The 3423-nt window shown below is 63.9% G+C and carries 3 protein-coding genes; all 3 read right to left on the reverse strand.

Annotated features, from left to right (window positions below):
• The coding region (locus L979_RS12995; protein ID WP_156125596.1) for an ATP-binding protein at positions 1 to 1783 on the reverse strand (1783 nt) is incomplete at its 3' end.
• Positions 1784 to 1847: 64 nt separating this feature from the next.
• Positions 1848 to 2558 (reverse strand): response regulator transcription factor, encoded by a 711-nt coding sequence (locus tag L979_RS13000; RefSeq protein WP_047692631.1) that lies wholly within the window; start codon positions 2556 to 2558, stop codon positions 1848 to 1850.
• Positions 2559 to 2661: 103 nt separating this feature from the next.
• Positions 2662 to 3282, reverse strand: coding sequence for a thymidine kinase (locus L979_RS13005; RefSeq protein WP_047692629.1), 621 nt, complete (start codon positions 3280 to 3282; stop codon positions 2662 to 2664).
• Between the last annotated feature and the right edge of the window lie 141 nt (positions 3283 to 3423).

A 3423-nucleotide genomic window follows, 5' to 3' on the forward strand; every position in this document is an offset into this window, starting at 1 on the left:
CGTCGATGATGTCGGGGTCGTCGTCATCAATCTCTGGGATGGGCGGGAGATCGTCCTCCGTGGGCGGCCCTGAATCCCACTCAGGTTCGGGAGCGAACGTGTTGGTCCGGGACTCGTCCGCGTCCTCCACGGGCACGGAAGCGGTGGATGTGGAGCCGGTGTCTTCCGGAACCGGTGACGGTTCGTTGGACACGGCCGCCGACGTCGCGGGCGTAGGGGACTCTGGCGTCTGAGCAGGAACACCAACAGCCAGCGGCATGTCGTCGTGCGTCTCCGGAGGAGGCTCAGGGTTGGTGTCGCTGGGCAGTGACACCACAAAGGTGGCGCCACCACCGGGTGTGTCTTCCAAGGTGACGGTGCCACCGTGTTGCTCGATCACGGCGGACACAATGGACAGGCCCAGGCCCGTACCACCGGTCTCCCGTGTGCGGGAGGTGTCAGCACGGTAGAACCGCTCAAAAACCTTGGCCCGGTCCGCGCCCTTGATGCCGGGGCCATGATCGCGGATCTTGATCTGCGCCAAGCGCTCGGGGCCCGGGCCGGATTCCGGCATGGTGGGACGCTGGTCGTGAGGAACACCGGCCACGGGCACGGACCCGATCAGGATCTGGAGGTCGCTGCCTTTGGGCGTGTAGCGCACGGCATTGGTCATCAGGTTGGCCACCACCTGCCGCAGCTTGGCCTCCTCGGCCCGGGTCCACACAGGCGTGGCAGGGCCGTCATCCAGATTGGTCACCGTGATCTTGCGGTCCGGGCTGGAAGCGGCAAAGTCGGCGGCGGCGTCGTGGGCCAGGACCAGGAGGTCGACGTCGGAGGTGGTCAACTCGCGTTTGTTGTCCAACCGGGCCAGGGACAGGAGGTCCTCCACCAGTTGGGTCATGCGGGTGGACTCTGCCTCGATCCGGCCCATGGCCTGTCCCACCTGGTCCTCGGTGCGCAGCGCTCCGTGGCGGTAGAGCTCCGAGTAACCACGGATGGATACCAGAGGGGTCCGCAGCTCATGAGAGGCATCCGCCACGAACTGCCGGAGCCTGGATTCCGAACTCTTGCGGGCGTCAAAGGCGTCCTCGATGTGCCCGAGCATCCTGTTCAAGGACATGGACAACTGGCCGACTTCAGTTTCCGAGTTGTAACCCACCATGCGGCGGGAAAGGTCGCCTTCGGCAATCTTGGCGGCGGTCTGTTCCACCTTCTTCAACGGTTGGAATGCGCGGGTGATCAGCACCCACCCCACCACCAGGGCGGCAATCAAGGTGGCCGCACCAAAGCTCAGGGTCAGCAGCGTGATGGCAGAAACCAACCCGTCGGTGTCCCCCAGCGGTTCAGCCACCACCACGGTGTAGGTGGTGCGTGCTTGCGGTGCGGCCACCACCCGCCAGGAGCCTTCCGCACCGTCAGCGGAGGGCACGGTCATGCCGATCTGCCCGGATTGTTCCGCCATGTCACGGGTGAAGCGGGACAGATCCGGTTGGGTGGTCACATCCGTGGTGCTACGCCCCGTGGCATCCACCTGGGCCATGACCTCACCATCTGATGAGAGCAGGTAACCCCGGTGGGGAACGGTTTCCGTGGGGCTGCCGGTCATCTCAGACATCAAGGCCGTGGAGACGGAATGCAGGGATCCCTGGAGGTTCTCGTCAATGGAGTTGATCAAGGAATCCCGCAGCACGGAGATGGCCACAAAGCTGGTGACCACAATGCTCACGGCCAACAGCATGCCGGTGAGCGCCATCAGCTGTGTTCGCAGTGATGACGCTCGCCAGCGGGCAGCCAGAGTCTCCATGGGCGGTCCCGTCCCCTCAATGCGACGCCGGCACACAAGCGGGCCGGGTCACTCACGCGGGAAATCAGTACTTGTTGGCCGTGCGCAGCAGGTAGCCCACACCGCGCTTGGTGTGGATCAGCGGCGGCAGCTCGGGATCGTTGTCGATCTTGCGGCGCAGATAGGAGATGTAGGACTCCACAATGGAGGCATCCCCGTTGAAGTCGTACTCCCACACGTGGTCCAGGATCTGTGCCTTGGACAGGACCCGGTTGGGGTTGAGCATCAGATAGCGCAGCAACTTGAACTCGGTGGGGGAGAGGTCGATTTCACGTTCACCACGGAAGACCTCATGGGCGTCGTCGTCCAGGACCAGGTCATCCACGCGCAGGCGGGAGTCGTCGTCCTCGGCGGGCTGGGTGCGGCGCAGCACGGCGCGGATGCGGGCCACCACCTCATCCAGGCTGAACGGCTTGGTGACGTAGTCATCCCCGCCCACGGTCAGGCCCTGGACTTTGTCGTCAGTGTCGTCCTTGGCGGTCAGGAACACGATGGGGAACGTGCGGCCCTCTGCGCGCAGCTTGCGGGTTACCGCAAAGCCGTCCAGGTCAGGCAGCATGACATCCAGAACAACCAGGTCCGGGTTCTCCTGCTCAGCCTTGGTGATGGCGTCACGGCCGTTGGCAGCCGTCACGACGTCGAACCCGGCAAAGCGCAGGGAGGTGGCCAGCAATTCGAGGATGTTGGGTTCATCATCAACAACCAGCAGTTTTGCTTCAGGAGTCTTGGTATTCACGTGTTTGATTCTCTCCACGTTTTCTGTGAGCCAACTGTGACGGTCTCATGCGCCGTCTGTGTGTCGACTGCGCGGTGCGCGGTGATGGCCAGTGGGGTCAGGCTCAGCCCAAGACCCCATCCGAGAAGCGCAAATAGCAGGCCCCACACAGGGATTCGTAGTTCACTTCACCATCAATCGCCACCTGATCACCGGCGAACACGAACTGGCCATCCACCTTACGGGCATTGAACATGGCCTTGCGTCCGCAGCGGCAGATGGTCTTCAACTCCTCCAGGGAGTGAGCCAGTTCCAGCAGCCGGGCCGATCCTGGGAAGGAGTGGGTCCGGAAATCGGTGCGGATCCCGTAGGCCAGCACGGGCACACCGTCCAGCACCGCAATCCGCAGCAGGTCCTCCACCTGTTCAGGCGTCAGGAACTGTGCCTCGTCCACCAGCAGACACGCCACCGGCGGCAGCTGGACATTGCCCACCAGTGCCTCGGGCTCGGTCCCGCTGGCCAACGCCTGGAAGCGTGCGCGAACGTCGTCGTCCGGGGCGATCAGCAGATCCACGGCACGGGAAATGCCCAGGCGGGAGAGCACTTGGGCGTTCCCTTTGGTGTCCACCTGCGCTTTGGCCAGCAGCACGCGCTGCCCGCGTTCCTCGTAATTGAAGGCGGCCTGCAGCAGTGCCGTGGATTTCCCGGAGTTCATGGCTCCGTGGCGGAAGTACAGCTTGGCCACTGGTTCAGTTCTCCTCTGACCGTGCGGTGGGGGTTTCGGGATCGACGACGACGGCCGGCAGCGCCCCAGCGTCAAGGATCCGATAGGAGTAGCCCTGTTCTGCCAGGAAGCGTTGGCGTTTGGCAGCGAAAGTGGTGTCCA

Source organism: Kocuria sp. ZOR0020 (assembly GCF_000800955.1).
GTDB lineage: Bacteria > Actinomycetota > Actinomycetes > Actinomycetales > Micrococcaceae > Kocuria > Kocuria subflava.